Below are 17,536 nucleotides of genomic sequence, written 5' to 3'. Positions count from 1 at the left end.
CGTTCAGTGTAACGGTGCGCTCTAATGGCGGCATCGGGCGAAACCCTTTCGTATGCTGAGAACCTTGCGCGGACGCCGGCCCGACGCCGCGTTGCGCACAAAACCGGTGCGTCAGTCCAGCGGTGCGATGCCCTGGTCGATCGAGCCGAAAATCGACTTGCCCGCTTCGTCGAACATCTCGATCTTCACCGTATCGCCGTATTTCATGAACTCGGTCTGCGGCGCGCCGTGCTCGATGGTTTCGAGGCAGCGCTTCTCGGCGATGCAGCAATAGCCGCGCTTCGCGTCCTTGTTCGACACGGTGCCCGAACCGACGATCGCCCCGGCACGCAGATTGCGCGTTTTCGCCGCGTGCGAGATCAACTGGCCGAAGTGGAACACCATGTCGGTGCCGGCGTCCGGCTGGCCGACTTTCCTGCCGTTCCAGTGGACGATCATCGGCCGGTGCACGCGGCCTTCGCGCCAGTGTTCGCCGAGTTCGTCGGGCGTCACCGCGACCGGCGCGAACGAGCTTGCCGGCTTGCTCTGGAAAAAGCCGAAGCCCTTCGCGAGTTCGGCGGGAATCAGATTGCGCAGCGAGACGTCGTTGACCAGCGTGATCAGACGTACGCCTTTGAGCGCCTGATCGGGCGTGACGCCCATCGGCACGTCGCCGGTGATCACGGCGACTTCCGCTTCGAAGTCGATGCCGAATTCTTCAGACGCACACAGTACGTCGTCTTTCGGGCCAATGAAGTCGTCGCTGCCGCCCTGATACATCAGCGGATCGGTCCAGAATTCCGGCGGCATTTCCGCGCCGCGCGCGCGCCGCACCAGTTCGACATGGTTCACGTACGACGAACCGTCTGCCCATTGGAAGGCGCGCGGCAGCGGCGCCATGCAGTTCTTCGCATCGAACGGGAACGCATTGCGGGCGCGCCCCTGATTGAGCGCGTCGTACAGGTCGTGCAATTGCGGCGCATAGAAGGCCCAGTCGTCGAGCGCGCGCTGCAGCGTGGGCGCGATCGCGTCGGCGATCGCCGCGGTGTGCAGGTCGCGGGACACGACGATCAGCTGGCCGTCGCGGGTGCCGTCCTTCAGCGTGGCAAGTTTCATAGAGGAATGAGCCGTGTTGGTGACGATAGAGGGAATCTATTCTACGATGGTGAATCGCCGCGGCCCAAGCGCCGCTGCCCGGCCGTCGCTTGCGGGCCGCGGCAGCCTGGCCGTTCTGCCTGTTTTCTGACCGTCTTTTGAATGCGCTCTGCGCGCCTCGCTCATGCCTTCACTTGCCCGCCCCGGCGCGATCCATCCCGACGCCGACCCAGCTGACCCAGCTGACCCGCTCGACCGCGCTGAATCCGCTGATCTCTCCGACGACGAAACCGTCGAAGCCAGCGAGGAGAAACTGCGCTCGGGCATTCAGTCGATCGAAGTCGGTTTCAGGCTACTCGACGTGCTGACTCACGAACCGCGCGCGATGATGCTGCGCGATCTGGCGCAGCGCGCCGGCATGAGTCCGGCCAAGGCGCATCGCTATCTGGTGAGTTTTCTGCGGCTCGGCGTGGTCGCGCAGGATCCGCTGTCGGGCCGCTACGAGCTCGGCGGATTCGCCTTGCAATTGGGACTCGCGCGGCTCGCGCGCGTCGACGGCGTGAAGCTCGCGCGCATCGCGCTCGCCGAACTGCGCGACCGGCTCGATCTGACCGTGGGCATCGCCGTGTGGGGCAATCAGGGTCCGACGATGGTTCACTGGATGGAGTCGAGCTACCCGGCGAAGGCGTCGCTCAAGCTCGGCGACGTGATGCCGCTGCTCAGTTCCGCCACCGGCCTGCTGTTTGCCGCCTATCTGCCGCCCAGCAAGACCGCCGCGATGCTGGAGCGCGAGCTGGCCGATTCGCGCCGCTCGTCGCAAACCAGCGGACCGCGCACGCGGGAAGAAGTCGAACGCGTGTTGGCCGAAGTGCGGCAGCATGAGGCGGCACGCGTCGAAGGCATGTTGCTGCCGACTATCCACGCATTCTGCATGCCGGTGTTCGACTCGACCGGCGATCTCGCGCTCGGCCTGGTCGCGCTTGGTCACGAAGGCGCGTTCGATATCCGCTGGGGCGGCGAGATCGATACGGCCCTGCGCGAATGTGCGCAAAAGCTGTCGTATGAGCTGGGGTATAGTGCGACGCCGCGCTGACGCGCTGCACGCGTCCGCCAACCCGTTCAATTTCCGTCGCCTAACTGCCGTCGCCTAACTGCCGTCGCCTAACTTCCGTCGCCTAATTTCCGTCGCCTAACTTCCGTCGCCTAACTTCCGTCGCCTAATTTCACTCGCCTAATTTCACTCGCCTAATTTCACTCGCCTAATTTCACTCGCCTAATTTCACTCGCCTAATTTCACTCGCCTAATTTCACTCGCCTAATTTCACTCGCCGATGTCCTCACCGTCCATCACACGCCGCTCCGACCGCACGCAGCCCATCGCCGCGCGCCGCGATCCGCGCGCGTGGCGATGGATTGCCGTGCTGCTGGTGGTGGCGGTTCTGCACTGGATCGCCGCGCAATGGGTCGAGCGCAACCGCGCGACGCCGAATGCAGCGGGCAAAGAGCCCATCCCCGTGCAGGTCGCGCTGCTGACGCCCGAGCGCATCGAGCGCAGCCCCGCCGACGCCTCGCAGCAACCGCAACCTCAGCCGGCGCATAAAGCCATCCCCCGAAAACCGCGCGAACATGTGCTGACCGCTACGCAGCCGGGAACCGCAGCGCCCGCTCCCGCCAAGGCTGCGCCGGATGCCGCAGCGAGCGCATCGGCTGCGGCAAGCAGCGCGGTTGCTTCATCGAACGGCACGGCCAGCGCGCCCGCTGCCGTCAGTGCGCCGCAAGCCTCATCCGGCGTGAAGTTCTCCGTCCCGCCGTCGGGCGAACTGCAATACGACTCGTTCTACAACGGCGTGCGCAACCAGCCCGGCACCATCCACTGGACCAGCAACGCCCAGAGCTACGAAATGGTCGTATCCGTGCCGCTGCCGTTCGTCGGCGCATTTGTGTATTCGAGCCACGGCCGCATCGACGCATTTGGCCTCGCCCCCGAGCAATACATCGAAAAACGCGGCCGCCGGGCCGAAGACGTGTCGATCTTCAACCGCGCCGTCAGACAGATCGCATTCACGCGCACCCCGGCGACGCTGCCGCTGCCCGATGGCGCGCAAGACCGTTTCAGCATGGTGATGCAACTGGCCAGCCTGGTGCGCGGCGACCCCGGCGCATATAAGCCCGGCGTGACGCGGCAGTTCTTCGTCGTGGATAGCGACAGCGGCGAGAACTGGCCGGTCGAGACAATCGGCGACGAGACGATCCGCACCGCGCAGGGCTACCTCGATACACGCCACTTCAAGCGGCGGCCCCGCCATGAAGGCGATCAGCGCCGAATCGACGTGTGGCTCGCGCCATCGCTCGGCTGGTTGCCCGCGCGAATCGTGCAGACCGAACCGAACGGCACGCAATTCGAACTCGTCTGGCGCGGCAAGCTCGATGCTGCGGGCGTCGGCGGTTCGGCCAGCGGTACGGAGAACAGCAACAACAGCGACAACAGCGGCGGCAACGGTTCGCCTGACAATTCGGCCAACCCGGCACCATCCGCGCCATCGGCAGGCGCAACCGAAGCGCAGCCCACGTCCTCGCCCACTTCGCCAGTCGCTTCGCCGGTCGATTCGACCGATTCCGCCAGCACGCCCGAAAAGCCCTGAACGGGAGCAGGGTCTCGAAGAAATCGCCGAAACTTCCGCGGCGACGCTTACTCGCACGAAGAGTTGCAACCGTTCGCGCGGCCACTGCGTATGTCTATCCAAGGCGAGGCAGTGCACGCGCAAACGGCTCTTTCCACTGTGTTCCCTTTCAAGGAGCCCGCATGCAAGTCAACATCAACGGTATCGAGACCCGCTATGTGCTGAGCAACGAAGGCGGCGGCCCATGGCTGACGTTCATCCACCAACTGGGCGGCGACCTGTCCGTGTGGGACCAGCTCGCCGGTTATTTCCGCGACGCTTACACCGTGCTGCGCTACGACCTGCGGGGCCACGGCAAGAGCGCCGTATCCGGCCGGCCGTTTGGGGTGGCCGATCTGTCCCGCGATCTGGCCGCGCTGCTCGATGCGCTCGATGCACCGAGCACGCATCTCGTCGGCATGTCGTTGGGCGGCATGATCGCGCAGCAATTCGCGCTCGACTATCCGGCCCGCGTCGACAGCTTGACGCTTGCCGACACCACGTCCGGCACGCCGCCCGAAGGCCGCGCGATCTGGGATCAACGTGCCGCGGCGGCCCGCAGCGATGGCGTCGCGTCGCTCGCGCCCGCAACTTTGAGCCGCTGGCTGACAGCCGATTTTCAGGCAGCACACCCCGAAGCTGTCGAGCAGATTCGCGACGTGCTGACCCATACGTTGCCAGAAGGCTACGCCCTCGCATGCGAAGCGCTGCGCGATTTCGATGTCCGCGGTAAGCTGGGGACGTTACATCTTCCCACCCTCGCGGTGGCGGGCCGCCACGACACAGGCACGCCGCCTGCTGCGACACAAGCCATGGCAAACGCCATCGAGGGCGCACAGTTCGAACTGCTCGAAGCCGCTCATCTTGCGCCGATCGAGCAATCTCACCGTTTTGCTGCACTGCTTGAAACGTTTCTTGCAAGGCCGGTCTAACCGGTAGGTTCGGAACCTTTACAGGCATCAATCCGGACCCACCCCTTGAATTCCACACCAAATGCTCCACCTACGGTGCAGAAACGGCCAGGAGCCAACGGAAATAAGGAGTGTCGCCATGCAAATGATCTACAACAGCCCCAACTATTGTGTCGTCGAGTTTCCGCCGCAGGAAGGTCCGCTGGCCATGAAGTCCGGTGGCTACGAGATCGTCGACAAGAACATGCAGCGTGAAATCTATATCGACGGTGCAATGGCTGCGCGCTTTCGCGAGCACGTGCAAAAACTGATCGAAGAGGAGCCGTCGCTGGATGAGGTAGACGAATTCCTCGGCCAGTTCGACAGTCTGATGCATCAACCGGTGATTCTTCACTAACCTCGAGGTTCGGCTTAGCAGTTTGGCGACATACATCGACCGCGCCGTCCGGCACAGCCGGCGGCCTTAAAGTCGGTCAGCATCGATAGAACGGCCCAGCAGGCTCATGCCTCGCTGGGCCGTTTTCTTTTCTCTGTTCCCCTTCCTGCGTTTCGTGCGTTTGCGTTCGCTTGCGTGCGTTTGCGCGTGCTTGCGTGCGCGTTGGTTGCCAGGCGGACGAATCCGCCGCGCCCACGGCGGTTGCGCCGCCCGCGCCCGGCGGAACCGCCCCGCAGCGGCTACAATGACAGGTTTCCCGAACAAGCCGGCGCAAGCCCACGTCCGCCATGAACCAGCCCGCTCAAACCGCCACGCCAGTCCGTCCTGATGCCGCCTATACGCGCGGCACGGCGCTGCCCGCGCTGCTCAAGTCGCGCATCCTGATCCTGGACGGCGCGATGGGCACGATGATCCAGCGCTACAAGCTCGACGAAGCCCGCTACCGTGGCGAGCGCTTCAAGGACTACGGGCGCGACATCAAAGGCAACAACGAATTGCTGTCGATCACGCAGCCGCAGATCATCAGCGAGATCCACGAGCAATATCTCGCGGCGGGCGCGGACATCATCGAGACCAACACGTTCGGCGCCACCACGGTCGCGCAGGCCGACTACGGGATGGATGGCCTCGCCGTCGAGATGAACCTCGAATCGGCGAAGCTCGCGCGCGCCGCTTGCGACAAATATTCGACGCCGGACAAGCCGCGCTTTGTCGCCGGCGCGATCGGACCGACGCCGAAAACAGCGAGCATTTCCCCTGACGTGAACGATCCGGGCGCGCGCAACGTGACGTTCGACGAATTGCGCGCGGCGTACTACGAGCAGGCCAAGGCGCTGCTCGACGGCGGCGCCGATCTGTTCCTGGTCGAAACGATCTTCGACACGCTCAATGCGAAGGCCGCGCTGTTCGCGCTGGATGAACTCTTCGAGGACACCGGCGAACGTCTGCCGATCATGATCTCGGGCACCGTCACCGATGCATCGGGCCGCATTCTGTCGGGGCAGACTGTCGAAGCATTCTGGAATTCGCTGCGTCACGCGAAGCCGCTCACGTTCGGCCTGAACTGCGCGCTGGGCGCGGCGTTGATGCGCCCGTACATCGCCGAACTGGCGAAGCTGTGCGACACCTACGTGTCGTGCTATCCGAACGCCGGTTTGCCGAATCCGATGAGCGACACGGGCTTCGACGAATTGCCGGCGGATACGTCGGGATTGCTGAAGGAGTTCGCGCAGGCAGGTCTCGTGAATATCGCGGGCGGGTGCTGCGGCACGACGCCGGAGCATATCGCGGCGATTGCCAAGGCGCTGGCCGACGTGAAGCCGCGCAAGTGGCCGACGCAATATCGCGACGCAGCCTGAGTCCGCGGCTCTGCTCTGACCCGCCGCTCTTCTGCTATCGCAACAGACGCACCTAATCGTACGCAATCCCGCACGCAATCGAACCGCATACACGCCATGACCGATCACACCATGCGCCTTTCCGGCCTCGAGCCGTTCAACGTCACGTCCGGGACGCTCTTCATCAACGTCGGCGAACGCACCAACGTGACCGGCTCGAAAGCGTTCGCACGAATGATCCTGAACGACCAGTTCGACGAGGCGATCGCGGTCGCGCGCCAGCAGGTCGAGAACGGTGCGCAGATCATCGACGTGAATATGGACGAGGCGATGCTCGATTCGAAAGCGGCGATGGTGCGCTTCATGAATCTGATCGCGTCGGAGCCGGACATCGCGCGCGTGCCGATCATGATCGACTCGTCGAAGTGGGAGGTGATCGAAGCGGGTCTGAAGTGCGTGCAAGGCAAGGCGATTGTCAATTCGATCTCGCTGAAGGAAGGCGAAGAAGCGTTCCGCCATCACGCGAACCTGATCCGCCGTTACGGTGCGGCGGCTGTGGTGATGGCGTTCGACGAGCAAGGCCAGGCCGACACGTTCGCGCGCAAGACCGATATCTGCAAGCGCTCGTACGATTTCCTCGTGAATGAAGTCGGCTTCCCGCCGGAAGACATCATCTTCGATCCGAACATCTTCGCGATCGCCACCGGCATCGAAGAGCACAACAATTACGCGGTCGACTTCATCAACGCGACGCGCTGGATCAAGGCAAACCTGCCGTACGCGAAGGTGAGCGGCGGTGTCTCGAACGTGTCGTTCTCGTTCCGCGGCAACGATCCGGTGCGCGAAGCGATCCACACCGTGTTCCTCTATCACGCAATCCAGGCGGGGATGGACATGGGCATCGTCAACGCGGGCCAGCTCGGCGTGTATGCCGAGCTCGATCCGGAACTGCGCGAACGCGTGGAAGACGTGGTGCTGAACCGTCGTGAAGACGGCACCGACCGTCTGCTGGAAATCGCCGACAAGTTCAAGACCGGCGCGGCGAAGAAGGAAGAGAACCTGGAGTGGCGCAACCAGCCGGTCGAGAAGCGCCTGTCGCACGCGCTGGTGCACGGCATTACGAACTTCATCGTCGCAGACACCGAGGAAGTGCGCGCGAAGATCGCGGCCGAAGGCGGCCGCCCGATTAACGTGATCGAAGGCCCGCTGATGGACGGCATGAACATCGTCGGCGACCTGTTCGGTCAGGGCAAGATGTTCCTGCCGCAGGTGGTGAAGTCGGCGCGCGTGATGAAGCAGGCGGTCGCGCACCTGATCCCGTTCATCGAAGAAGAAAAGAAGCAGCTCGCGGCCGCCGGCGGCGACGTGCGCGCGAAGGGCAAGATCGTCATCGCCACAGTGAAGGGCGACGTGCACGACATCGGCAAGAACATCGTGTCGGTGGTGCTCCAGTGCAATAACTTCGAAGTGGTCAACATGGGCGTGATGGTCCCGTGCAACGACATTCTCGCGAAGGCGAAGGTCGAAGGCGCGGACATCATCGGCCTGTCCGGGCTGATTACGCCGAGCCTCGAAGAGATGGCGTACGTCGCGTCCGAAATGCAACGCGACGACTATTTCCGCGTGAAGAAGATTCCGCTCCTGATCGGCGGCGCGACCACTTCGCGCGTCCATACCGCGGTGAAGATCGCGCCGCATTACGAAGGCCCGGTGGTGTATGTGCCTGACGCGTCGCGCTCGGTCTCCGTGGCGTCGAGCCTGCTGTCCGATGAAGGCGCGGCCAGATACGTCGACGAACTCAAAGCCGACTACGACCGCATCCGCGACCAGCACGCGAACAGGAAAGCGCTGCCGATGGTCACGCTCGCCGAAGCGCGTGCGAACAGGACCAAGGTCGACTGGGCCAACTACCAGCCGGTCAAGCCGAAGTTCATCGGCCGCCGGGTGTTCAAGAATTTCGATCTGAACGAACTGGCGAACTACATCGACTGGGGCCCGTTCTTCCAGACCTGGGATCTTGCCGGCCCCTACCCGGCGATCCTGAACGACGAGATCGTCGGCGAATCGGCGCGGCGCGTGTTCTCGGACGGCAAGTCGATGCTGGCGCGCCTGATCCAGGGCCGCTGGCTGCAGGCCAACGGCGTAATCGCGCTCTTGCCCGCCAACACCGTCAACGACGACGACATCGAAATCTACACGGACGAATCGCGCAGCGAAGTCGCGCTCACATGGCGCAACCTGCGCCAGCAGAGCGTGCGGCCGGTGGTGGACGGCGTGATGCGGCCGAACCGGTCGCTCGCCGACTTCATCGCGCCGAAGGAATCAGGCGTGGCCGACTACATCGGCATGTTCGCGGTCACGGCGGGCCTGGGCGTCGACGTGAAGGAAAAGCAGTTCGAAAAGGACCTCGACGACTACAGCGCGATCATGCTGAAGGCGCTCGCCGACCGCTTCGCCGAAGCCTTCGCCGAAGCGATGCACGCCCGCGTGCGGCGCGACCTGTGGGGCTACGCGAACACCGAAACGCTCTCCAACGACGACCTGATCGCCGAAAAGTATCGCGGCATCCGCCCGGCGCCGGGCTATCCGGCTTGCCCGGATCACCTCGTGAAGCGCGACATGTTCGACGTGCTACAAGCCAACGAAATCGGCATGAGCGTCACTGAATCGCTGGCGATGCTGCCGGCGGCGAGCGTCTCCGGCTTCTATCTGGCGCACCCGGACAGCACCTATTTCTCGGTCGGCAAGATCGGCCAGGATCAGCTGGAAGACTACGCAAAACGCATGTCGTTGTCGAAAACGGACGCCGAACGGGCCTTGGCGCCGTTGCTGTAAGCTTTTGCGTGGCGGGAAACCCACTATATCGGGCGGGAAAGACTGAATATTTGCGGCAGCGTAATTTTCGGCTTTGTAGACTGAAACAGCTTGACCCCGCCAGACGCGGCCAAAACGCGTCGGCTTATCCAATTGCAATCGTCAACGGAGAAAATCGTATGAAGAAGCTGACGCTGTTATTGACTGCTGTTTCGCTCGCCGTCGGCGCCTCGGCGGCGCTGGCTCAGACGGCCGCTCCGGCCGGCTCCAGCGCGGTCAGTTCGTATTCGCCGCCGGTAGAGAAGCACGTCAAGAAGCCGAAAAAGAAGAAAATGAAAAAGGGTGCGTCAGCGCCAATGGCCGCACCGGCGGATGCCGCCAGCCAGTAAGCAGCCGGGACAGGCCGCCCGTTCGGCCCCGCGATAGACAAAGAGCCCGCGCTCCGCGGGCTCTTTTTATTGGCACACCATTGATTGGCGCATAAGGGTCTGCGGCGCGAGGCGTACCGCACGCCGCGACCGGCGGGCAAGCCCGAAATCAGAGGCCCCAGACGATGTCCGCGTTTTCCTTCTGCGCCGCGCGCAGCATGTCGAGGAACGGATACGCGCGCTGCGAGAGTCCGGGCGGAATTTCATGCGGCTCGTGGCCTTCTTCGCCTTCGTGGAAATGACCGTCGTGCTCGGCGCGCTCCTGCTTGTCGGTATTGATGGCCGACTCGAGTTTCGTGATCGCAGTACCCACTTCGTCGTGGGTAATGACACCACGCTCACCGAGACGCTTGCCGACGATGCCGACCAGGTACTGAGCGAGATTCTCCAGCATCACCACGTCCGGCGCAGCGCGACATTTGAAAGTAATCAGCATGACTGTTCCCTTTTTCGTTATGTTGGATCGCCGCGCAAGCGGCGGAACAGCAGCCGCCGGCGCGCGTTTCGTTGACACGCCGATCGGGCACGGCGGCCACGGCCCTTAGTGGGCATCTCATTGAACATATTAGCACCTGCTAAAATCCGTCTGGACGGAAAAGCGCGCCGCCATACGCCGCGCGCGGCCTGGCGGAAGTCGCGCGGCCGGACCCGCTGGCCGCGGTTCGCTGCATGCCGCTCTCAGCAAGCGCCTCGGCATGACGCTACGCACCGCGCCAGCTGCGTCGCAGGCCATGTGCCGGATGCCGCGCCCGAGCGGCGTGCCCGATGCATCCTGGCGGGCGCGCCGCCGCTTTCCACGCTTCTGACGAATCGGCTGCGCCGGCCGCGCGGCCGGCGCCTCTTCCGCATCACCGGATTGCCTCACTGGACTCGCAACAAGCATGCTGCCTGCACATAAACACACACTCGAAACACTGCTCGCCGACACGGTGAAGCACGTTGCGCAAGCGTCCCAGGGCGCGAGCGAAGCCACTTTCGTCGCGCCCGCGATTACGCTGGAGCGCCCCAAGGTCGCCGCGCACGGGGACATCGCCTGCAACGTGGCGATGCAACTCGCCAAGCCGCTGCGCGCCAACCCGCGCCAGCTGGCGCAGCAGATCGTCGACGCGCTGCTCGCGCAACCGCAAGCCAGGGGTCTCGTCGATGCCGCCGAAGTAGCCGGCCCCGGCTTCATCAACCTGCGCCTCGCGGCCGCCGCCAAGCAGGCGGTCATTGCCGCCGTGTTCGCCGGCAAAGACGCGTTCGGCCGCTCGCAACGCGACGCCGGCAAGCACGTGCTGATCGAATTCGTCTCGGCCAACCCGACCGGCCCGCTGCACGTCGGCCATGGCCGTCAGGCTGCGCTCGGCGACGCGCTCTCGAACGTGCTGGCCTCGCAAGGCTATGACGTGCATCGCGAGTTCTATTACAACGACGCCGGCGTGCAGATCCACACGCTCGCCGTGTCGACCCAGGCGCGCGCCCGCGGCCTCGCCCCCGGCGACGCCGGCTGGCCGGCATCCGCGTACAACGGCGAGTACATCGCCGAGATCGCGCAAGACTATATGAAGGGCGTCACCGTTGCCGCGAGCGACGGCGAGCCGGTGACGGGCGCGGGCGACATCGAAAACCTCGACGCGATCCGCCGCTTTGCGGTGGCGTACCTGCGCCGCGAGCAGGACATGGACTTGCAGGCCTTCGGCGTGAAGTTCGACCAGTACTATCTGGAGTCTTCGCTGTACAAGGAAGGCCGGGTCGAGAAGACGGTCGAGGCGCTGATCGCCGCCGGCAAGACCTACGAACAGGAAGGCGCGCTGTGGCTGCGCACCACCGACGACGGCGACGACAAAGACCGCGTGATGCGCAAGAGCGACGGCACCTACACGTACTTCGTGCCGGATGTCGCCTATCACGTCGCCAAGTGGGAACGCGGCTTCACCAAGGTCATCAACATTCAGGGCTCGGACCACCACGGCACGATCGCGCGGGTGCGCGCCGGCCTGCAAGGGCTCGGCATCGGCATTCCGAAGGGCTATCCCGACTACATCCTGCACAAGATGGTCACGGTGATGCGCAACGGCGAGGAAGTGAAGATCTCCAAGCGCGCCGGCAGCTACGTCACCGTGCGCGACCTGATCGAATGGTCGGGCGGCGCGACGCCGGGCTCGGAAGCCGCCGTCGACCTGATCGACGAAGAGACGATTCGCCGCGGCCGCGACGCCGTGCGCTTCTTCCTGATCTCGCGCAAGGCGGATACGGAATTCGTGTTCGACATCGATCTGGCGCTGAAGCAGAACGACGAAAATCCGGTGCATTACGTGCAGTACGCGCACGCGCGCATCTGCTCGGTGATCGCCGAGTGCAAGGCGCGCTACAACACGGACGAAAGCACGCTGGCCGAGGTAGACGTGTCGCCGCTCACGAGCGAACGCGCGATGGCCTTGCTGAACAAGCTCGCCGAGTTCCCGGACATGCTTCAGCATGCCGCCGACGAACTCGCGCCGCACGCGGTCGCGTTCTACCTGCGCGAACTCGCCGGAGAATTCCACTCGTTCTACAATGACAAAGCCGAACGCGTGCTGGTCGACGACGCAGCCGAGCGCAACGCACGCGTCGCGCTGCTCGCGGCCACGCGCCAGGTGCTGGCCAACGGCCTCGCGACGATCGGCGTCTCCGCTCCCGTCAAGATGTAAGTCCTCCGGCGCAACATGCATGCGGCCGTCGTTATAATCGACGGCCGTTCCAGGATTCTTTTTGCAGGTGATTCATACGATGGCAAAACCACGCCGCACAACAAAGCAATCGAAACAAACCGGGGGCACTTTTCTCGGCATCGTGCTGGGCCTGATCGTCGGCCTTGCGATCGCGGTAGTGGTGGCGCTGTATATCACTCGTGCGCCCACGCCGTTCGTCTCCAAGGTCGCGCCGCCCGCGGCGTCGGATTCCGGCGCGAGCCAGCCGCAATACGATCCGAACCGTCCGCTGCAAGGCAAGACGCCGGGCCTGCCGGTGCCGCAAGCCGCACAACCGGCGCCGCCGAACACCGCACCGGGCCAGACCAATTCGCAGACGCAGTCGGGCATGCTGGAGGAGCCGCAGATCGTCGAGGTACCGCCGTCGAACGGCAGCGCAAACGGCAATGCGAACGGCAATGCAAACGGCACGGCGGTTGCACCGAAGCCCGCGCAGGATAACGGCAACGGCGCCGCGGCGCCGGCGAAGAAGCCGCAAGCCGGCAGCGCGCCTTCGGCCGCGGCGGCCACCTCGGCGCCGAAGAGCAACTCGTCCGCGGCGGTCGCCGGCGTCAAGCCGGGTTCGAACGGGGCGCCCACGCCTGGCGACGCCAATACCGGCTACTTCCTGCAAGTGGGCGCGTACAAGACCGCGGCCGATGCCGAGCAGCAGCGCGCGCGTCTCGCCTTCCAGGGCTTCGAATCGAAGGTCACGCAGCGCGATGCGGGCGGCGTCACGTACTACCGAGTGCGCATCGGGCCGTTCTCGAAGTTCGAGGACATGAATTCGAACCGTCAGCGTCTGTCCGACGCAGGCGTGGATACCGCTGTGATCCGCTTTACGAAACAATGAGCCAACAATAAGCAAACGGTGATTTGCCGTGACGCGCCGCCGCCGAACTATCGGCGTGCGGCGCGTGTCACAGGCAAAACAGACAAACAAGACGTTTAACGCCGATTTAAAAACGGTGACGGGCATTTGCGTGGCGCCACCGCTTTACCGCCTACCTGGGTCAACACAACATGAAAAAATTGCTGAGCATTCTGTTCCTCTCGCTGGGCCTCGTTGCCGCCACGGCGCATGCATCGCCCACCGCACCGGTGTCCGGCAAAGACTTCACCGTGCTGTCGGCGGCGCAACCTACCGACGCGCCGGCCGGCAAGATCGAAGTCACCGAATTCTTCTGGTACGGCTGCCCGCACTGCAACGAATTCGACCCCTTCCTCGAAGCATGGGTCAAGAAGCAAGGTCCGGACGTCGTGTTCAAGCGCGTGCCGGTCGCCTTCCGCGACGATTTCATTCCGCACTCGAAGCTGTACCACGCTGTCGACGCACTCGGCCTCGCGCAACAGCTCACGCCGAAGATCTTCAACGAAATCCACGTCAACAAGAACTACCTGCTGACGCCGGAAGATCAGGCCAAATTCCTCGCGAAGAACGGCGTCGATTCGAAGAAGTTCATGGACGCGTACAACTCGTTCTCGACGCAAAGCGCGCTGCAAAAAGACAAGAAGCTGATGGAAGACTACAAGATCGACGGCGTGCCGACCCTGGCCGTGCAAGGCAAGTATGAAACCGGTCCGGCGGCGACCAACAGCCTGCCGGGCACGATCCAGGTGCTCGACTACCTGGTCCAGCAAGTCCGCGCCAAGAAGATGTAACGTCCGAGGCGCCGGAATGAACTCCCCCCTGAAGGTTTTCATTACCGGCGCATCGAGTGGCATTGGCCTCGCGCTCGCCGCCGAATATGCGCGGCGCGGCGCGATTCTCGGCCTGGTTGCCCGCCGCGGCGACGCGCTCGCCGCCTTCCAGCAGTCCCATCCCCAGAACACCGTCTCGATCTATTCCGTCGACGTCCGCGACGCCGAGGCGCTCGCGGAAGCGTCTGCACAATTCATCGCGCAGCACGGCTTGCCGGACGTCGTGATCGCCAATGCCGGCATCAGCCGCGGCGCGGTCACCGGCCACGGCGATCTGCGCACCTTCCGCGAAGTGATGGACATCAATTACTTCGGCATGGTCGCCACCTTCGAGCCGTTCGCCGCCGCAATGGTCGACGCAAGGAAAGGCACGCTGGTCGGCATGGCCAGCGTGGCCGGCGTGCGCGGCTTGCCGGGCTCCGGCGCCTACAGCGCGTCGAAGTCGGCGGCGCTGAAGTATCTCGAAGCGTTGCGCGTCGAAATGCGGCCGTTGGGCGTCGGCGTGGTCACGATCGCGCCTGGCTACATCCGCACGCCGATGACCGCGCACAACCCGTACGCCATGCCGTTTCTGATGGATGCCGACCGCTTCGCGGTCAAGGTCGCGCAGGCAATCGAACGGCAAACCGCCTTTGCGGTGTTCCCGTGGCAGATGCGCATCGGGGCCATGCTGCTGCACGTATTGCCGCGCTGGCTCTACGACCGAGTCTTTGAGCGCGCGCCGCGCAAGCCCCGCGCCGCCACCGAGTAAATCATGCAGCCGCGTGCGGTCGATGCAGCCGGCGTCGCGCACGAAGTTGCGGGCGCCGAAGCGTCGGGCGCCGCTGCATCGGGTGCCGGCGTGCGCATCGTCTCGCTGGTGCCGAGCATCACCGAATTGCTGTTCGCGCTGCAACTCGACAGGCAAATCGTCGGACGCACCGGCTTTTGCGTGCATCCGCGCGACAAGGTGCGGCAGGTGCGCAAGGTCGGCGGCACCAAGGCCGTGAATATCGACGCGATCCGCGCGCTGCGCCCCACCCATCTGATCGTCAATATCGACGAAAACGAGCGCGATACCGTCGATAAACTGCGCGCGTTCGTGCCGCATATCGTCGTGACTCATCCGCTGACGCCGCAGGACAATCTCGCGCTGTACGCGCTGCTCGGCACGATCTTCAACCGCGAGCAGGAAGCCCGGCGCTTGAGCGAGGCGCTCGAAGCGCGCCTGCACGAAGCCGCGGCGCGCACGTTTCCCGCTCAAAACGTGCTGTATCTGATCTGGCGCGAACCCTGGATGACGGTCGCACGCGACACCTACATCGCCGCGATGCTGCGGCTCGTGAACTGGCGGACACTGCCCGACGTGCAAGGCGGCGCGGCGGGCGCCGCGCGCTACCCAACCATCGACTTCGACCACGCGCCGTGGCTTGCCGGGGTCGACCGCATCCTGCTGTCCAGTGAGCCGTATCGCTTCACGCAGGCGCATTGCGACGCGCTGAAGCGCGATCCGCGCCTCGCCGGCAAGCGCATCGAGTGGATCGATGGAGAACGGGTGTCGTGGTACGGCGTGCGCGCAATCGAAGGCATCGGTTATCTGCTGCACCGCGCCGCCGCGCCGTGAGCGCGTTTCGCCGCACCCATATGGATATGCGGATTAAGTTGTTGTCGCCGCAACCACCCTTCGATAAGCTTTCGCGAAGGCCGAGGCGCGCGGGTATTGGCGGGTAGTGCAGCACCCAAACCATGCGCCGGCGCCGGAAACGTATCACAATAAAGACGACGGCCACGCCGACTGTCAGTTGCCGTCACTCGTCAACGAAACATAACCACACCACCAGACGCACTGCCTGACTGCGCTCGTTATGGGAGATCCTATGCGCTTCAAACTGCTCGCAGCCGCCGTACTGTTCACGGCGCCCGCGCTCGTGCTCGCCAAACCGCTGACCGTCTGTACCGAGTCGAGCCCTGACGGCTTCGATGTCGTGCAGTTCAATTCGCTGGTGACGACCAACGCGTCGGCCGACGTGATCTTCAATTCGCTGGTCTCGTACGACGAGGCTGCGAAGAAAGTGGTCCCGGCGCTCGCCGACAAATGGGACGTGAGCGCCGACGGCCTCACCTACACGTTCCATCTGCGCCCGAGCGTGCAGTTCCAGACCACTGACTACTTCAAGCCCACCCGCGCGCTGAATGCAGACGACGTCGTCTTCACATTCGACCGCATGCTCAACGACAGCAATCCGTGGCACAAGGTGACGGGCGCGAGCGGCTTCCCGCATGCGCAGTCGATGGGCTTGCCGAAGCTGATCAAGTCCATCACCAAGGTCGACGACAACACTGTCAAGTTCGAACTGAACGCGCCGGATGCCACCTTCGTGTCGATCCTGACGATGGGTTTCGCGTCGATCTATTCGGCTGAATACGCCGACCAGTTGCTCAAGGCCGGCAAGCAGGCCGATCTGAACTCGAAGCCGGTCGGCACGGGTCCGTTCGAGCTGAAGAGCTACACGAAAGACGCGGTGATCCGCTACGACGTGAATCCGGCCTACTGGGGTCCGAAACCGAAGATCGACCGCCTGATCTACGCGATCACGCCGGACGCCACCGTGCGCGCGCAGAAGGTGAAGGCGGGCGAATGCCAGATCGCGCTGTCGCCGAAGCCGCAGGATCTCGCCGACGCGAAGAGCGACAAGTCGCTCGCCATCGTGCAAACGCCCGCGTTCATGACCGCGTTCGTCGCGCTGAACACGCAGAAGAAGCCGCTCGACAACCAGAAGGTCCGCGCCGCGCTGAACATGGCGTTCGACCGCGGCACGTATCTGAAGACCGTCTTCGACAACACCGCGACGCCGGCCAACAATCCGTATCCGCCGAACACGTGGAGCTACGACAAGTCGGTCAAGCCGTGGCCGTACGATCCGGCGAAGGCGAAGAAACTGCTCGCGGACGCAGGCTATCCGAACGGCTTCGAAACGACCATCTGGGTGCGTCCGAACGGCAGCGTGCTGAATCCGAATCCGAAGGCCGGCGCCGAACTGCTGCAAGCCGACTTCGCGAAGATCGGCGTGAAGGCCGACGTGAAGGTGATCGAATGGGGCGAGCTGATCAAGCAGGCCAAGCAGGGCCAGCATGACACGCTATTCATGGGATGGGCCGGCGACAACGGCGATCCGGACAACTACCTGTCGCCGCTCTTCAGTTGCAACGCGGTGAAGTCGGGCATCAACTTCGCGCGCTTCTGCGATCAGGATCTGGACAAGCTGATCGCCGACGGCAAGGCCACGCCGGATCAAACCAAACGCGCGAAAGCGTATGAACAGGCGCAGCAGATCATCCACGATCAGGCGCTGTGGATTCCGCTGGGATATCCGACCGCCGCGGCGATTACGCGCACGAACGTGAGCGGTTATCACGTGAGTCCGTTTGGGCGGCAGAACTTTGGGACGGTGGCGGTGCAGTAAGGCCAGGTAGTAAGGCCTGGT

15 protein-coding genes are annotated in these 17,536 nt (G+C 63.9%); 13 read left to right on the top strand and 2 right to left on the bottom strand.

Features of this window, described 5'->3' with window-relative positions:
- Positions 1–111: 111 nt before the first annotated feature.
- Positions 112–1,095 (bottom strand): fumarylacetoacetate hydrolase family protein, encoded by a 984-nt coding sequence (locus AC07WT_RS01430; RefSeq protein ID WP_494945795.1) that lies wholly within the window; start codon positions 1,093–1,095, stop codon positions 112–114.
- 163 nt (positions 1,096–1,258) lie between these two features.
- On the opposite strand from AC07WT_RS01430, the gene AC07WT_RS01425 reads away from it, so the two are divergent.
- The 7 genes from AC07WT_RS01425 to AC07WT_RS01395 all read left to right on the top strand — a co-directional run bounded on the left by AC07WT_RS01425 (position 1,259) and on the right by AC07WT_RS01395 (position 9,621).
- Complete coding sequence (locus AC07WT_RS01425) at positions 1,259–2,167, top strand: IclR family transcriptional regulator (RefSeq protein ID WP_494945794.1); 909 nt, start codon at positions 1,259–1,261, stop codon at positions 2,165–2,167.
- 238 nt (positions 2,168–2,405) lie between these two features.
- Positions 2,406–3,716, top strand: a complete 1,311-nt coding sequence (locus tag AC07WT_RS01420; protein ID WP_494945793.1) for a DUF3108 domain-containing protein — start codon at positions 2,406–2,408, stop codon at positions 3,714–3,716.
- Positions 3,717–3,877: 161 nt separating this feature from the next.
- Positions 3,878–4,666, top strand: coding sequence for an alpha/beta fold hydrolase (locus AC07WT_RS01415; protein WP_494945792.1), 789 nt, complete (start codon positions 3,878–3,880; stop codon positions 4,664–4,666).
- A gap of 118 nt (positions 4,667–4,784) precedes the next feature.
- On the top strand, positions 4,785–5,042 hold the full coding sequence (locus AC07WT_RS01410) for a BTH_I0359 family protein (RefSeq protein ID WP_007179533.1): 258 nt from the start codon (positions 4,785–4,787) through the stop codon (positions 5,040–5,042).
- Between the two features lie 326 nt (positions 5,043–5,368).
- Entirely contained in the window at positions 5,369–6,439 is a 1,071-nt protein-coding gene (locus tag AC07WT_RS01405) for a homocysteine S-methyltransferase family protein (protein ID WP_494945791.1), read from the top strand.
- 87 nt (positions 6,440–6,526) lie between these two features.
- A complete protein-coding gene (metH, locus tag AC07WT_RS01400; protein WP_494948362.1) occupies positions 6,527–9,253 on the top strand; it encodes a methionine synthase in 2,727 nt (908 codons plus the stop codon).
- Between the two features lie 158 nt (positions 9,254–9,411).
- On the top strand, positions 9,412–9,621 hold the full coding sequence (locus AC07WT_RS01395) for an acid-shock protein (RefSeq protein WP_492591841.1): 210 nt from the start codon (positions 9,412–9,414) through the stop codon (positions 9,619–9,621).
- A gap of 148 nt (positions 9,622–9,769) precedes the next feature.
- On the opposite strand, the gene AC07WT_RS01390 is transcribed toward AC07WT_RS01395, so the two are convergent.
- Entirely contained in the window at positions 9,770–10,096 is a 327-nt protein-coding gene (locus AC07WT_RS01390) for a DUF1840 domain-containing protein (RefSeq protein ID WP_492591840.1), read from the bottom strand.
- Between the two features lie 445 nt (positions 10,097–10,541).
- Here AC07WT_RS01390 and argS point away from each other — a divergent pair, with 445 nt between their 5' ends.
- From argS to AC07WT_RS01360, 6 genes are all read left to right on the top strand, one after another.
- On the top strand, positions 10,542–12,332 hold the full coding sequence (gene argS / locus AC07WT_RS01385; RefSeq protein WP_492591839.1) for an arginine--tRNA ligase: 1,791 nt from the start codon (positions 10,542–10,544) through the stop codon (positions 12,330–12,332).
- A gap of 61 nt (positions 12,333–12,393) precedes the next feature.
- Positions 12,394–13,224: an SPOR domain-containing protein gene (locus AC07WT_RS01380; RefSeq protein ID WP_494945790.1), complete on the top strand. Its 831-nt coding sequence runs from the start codon at positions 12,394–12,396 to the stop codon at positions 13,222–13,224.
- A gap of 170 nt (positions 13,225–13,394) precedes the next feature.
- The gene (locus tag AC07WT_RS01375) at positions 13,395–14,033 is read left to right on the top strand and encodes a thiol:disulfide interchange protein DsbA/DsbL (RefSeq protein ID WP_115099464.1); all 639 of its coding nucleotides are present in this window, start codon (positions 13,395–13,397) and stop codon (positions 14,031–14,033) included.
- Between the two features lie 16 nt (positions 14,034–14,049).
- A complete protein-coding gene (locus AC07WT_RS01370) occupies positions 14,050–14,823 on the top strand; it encodes an SDR family oxidoreductase (RefSeq protein ID WP_494945789.1) in 774 nt (257 codons plus the stop codon).
- A 3-nt stretch (positions 14,824–14,826) separates the two neighbouring features.
- The gene (locus AC07WT_RS01365) at positions 14,827–15,675 is read left to right on the top strand and encodes a helical backbone metal receptor (RefSeq protein WP_494945788.1); all 849 of its coding nucleotides are present in this window, start codon (positions 14,827–14,829) and stop codon (positions 15,673–15,675) included.
- A 253-nt stretch (positions 15,676–15,928) separates the two neighbouring features.
- Positions 15,929–17,515: an ABC transporter substrate-binding protein gene (locus AC07WT_RS01360; protein ID WP_494945787.1), complete on the top strand. Its 1,587-nt coding sequence runs from the start codon at positions 15,929–15,931 to the stop codon at positions 17,513–17,515.
- Positions 17,516–17,536: the final 21 nt, after the last annotated feature.

This window comes from Paraburkholderia sp. GW821-FHT02A12, from assembly GCF_059422005.1.
Note: the sequence above shows the minus strand (reverse complement) of the source record. Positions and strands in the feature narration are given on the sequence as shown.